This is a genomic window from Roseovarius sp. MBR-79, from assembly GCF_053628555.1.
In genome coordinates this window covers 1-1,906 of the sequence record NZ_JBRJGP010000067.1, presented here as the reverse complement: position 1 = coordinate 1,906, position 1,906 = coordinate 1, and the positions used below count along the sequence as shown (strand labels likewise).

Annotated in this window: 2 protein-coding genes; both read right to left on the bottom strand. The window is 63.3% G+C overall.

Features of this window, described 5'->3' with window-relative positions:
- Positions 1–182: 182 nt before the first annotated feature.
- The gene (gene scpB, locus ACSSV8_RS20130; protein WP_354540484.1) at positions 183–779 is read right to left on the bottom strand and encodes an SMC-Scp complex subunit ScpB; all 597 of its coding nucleotides are present in this window, start codon (positions 777–779) and stop codon (positions 183–185) included.
- Between the two features lie 2 nt (positions 780–781).
- Positions 782–1,666: a DUF1403 family protein gene (locus ACSSV8_RS20125; RefSeq protein WP_354540485.1), complete on the bottom strand. Its 885-nt coding sequence runs from the start codon at positions 1,664–1,666 to the stop codon at positions 782–784.
- Positions 1,667–1,906 lie beyond the last annotated feature (240 nt).

Sequence of the window (1,906 nt, the reverse complement as noted above, 5' to 3'; positions counted from 1 at the left end):
CCATGACCCTTGACCTCGCCGCCTGATCAGGCCCAAATCAACCCGCCCGGAGAACGCCGCCGGAGAATTTCCACCAGATTCGAGACACGACCGATATGGAATGGCAAAAATACACAGACGAGTTCCGGCGGCCGCGCGGTTCCATCAGAAGCGGCAAGTGCCGTGAGGAGTCCCGGCGGGTTTCAGGTGTGCGCGGCCAGCCCGGCGTCATCCAGCTGTTCGGGGTCTGGCAGGTCGCGCAAGCTCTCCATCCCGAAGGCCGCGAGGAACACGTCCGTGGTCACGAAGGTATAGGGGGCACCACGACGCGGCGCGCGCGGCCCGGTTCCGATCAGGCCCTGCGCATTCAGCCGCCCGATCAGGTCCCGGCTGATCTCACGCCCGAAGATGTCCTTGAGCCCATCGCGGGTGATCGGCTGGTGGTAGGCGATGGCGGCCAGTACAGCGACGTCGAATTCACTCAGATCCAGCTGTTGGTCGCATACATCCGCCGCTGCGCGGATCGCGGAGGCGTAGGCAGCCCGCGTCCGGAACATCCACCCACCGGCGGCTTGGGCGATCTCGAACGCCCGCCCTTCGAGATCGGCGGCAAGATCCTCGATCAGCAAGTCGACAGACACCTCCTGCCCGACGACCCGCGCCAAGTGCTCGCGTGGCACCGGCGAGGCAGAGGCAAACAGCACGGCTTCGATCCGTCGCATCCATTCCCGCCAGCGAAGCTCCGGCGGCAAGTCGGTCAACTCGCGGTCAAGCTCTGGGTCGGGGTGTTCCTTGGCCATCCCTACACCCCGTAAAGCCGGAAGGTGTCGCGCCCGGTCAACTCGCGCACCGCGCCGAGATCAACCAGCCGATCACAGAGCCGCCGCGCGGCGCGATCCGGCAATGGTAAGGCCGAAGGTGCGACGGCGTCATGGGTCAGGAACATCTCAACCGCCTCCCGTGCCCCCTTGGCCCGCAGCTTCGGGGCAACGGCTCTCAGGTGTTCAGCCCGTCGGCCCAGGTCGGCGGCAAGGCGGACAGCCTCGATTGACGACGCGATGAGCGCGCGAAGACAGGCCAGGCGAAGATCATCGCCATGCTTGCGCAGATCGGCGCGTTTCAGATCAGAAGCCAGAACCGGCATAAGATGCTCCCAGCCAAGCGCCTGAGCCAAGGCCGCGTCCGCAAGGATCAACCCTGCTATGTCTGCGCGTGGTGCCTCGGTGAGCACTGTCTCGAGCACCATCGCGGCACGGGTCACCGGCGCCCCTTTCCCCGCATCGAGCCACGTCGCGATCTGGCGCGGCTCAAAGGTCGGCAAAGCCCGACCGAGCGCCTTGACCGACATCGGCCGTTCCACCGCGCGTCGCCAGGCCAGACAGATTTCGCCCGCCGGGCCGGGCAGATCGCCGGGGCGCATCAGATGCACCGCGTCGCGCAACTCCCCTACCCGCTCCGGTCGCCCGGAAAACGCGACACAGGCCTCGGCTGCGCGCAGTGCGAGTCGGTCCCGCAACAAGGCTTGGAAGGCCGCCGCTTTGGCCACCGCAAAATGCAGATGGGCCAACGCCGCCCCTGACAAAAACGCCACATCTTCAGGGGTTTCGGCGCGGGAAGAAGTGACCCAACCCGGTATCCGGGCAAGGGTCTGTTCATCGCCAAGACTGGTCTCGCAAACAGAAGTCATGCCGAGACCTTAACTCGAGGCGGCGCTTACAGCCAGAAAATAGCGCCAAAACCGCCTTGTCTTGTGTGATCCTTTTGTGTCCAATAAGTTTGCATTATCGGACATTAAAATATATGCTGGAAAGCAGTTCAATTTCATTGCTGGATGTCGGATAGCCGGAATTCATGAGATTCAAGCACTTCTCTGAAAAACGAGTCGGGGTTCATGAGATTCTGTACCGGTATTTATGAGACTGGATGG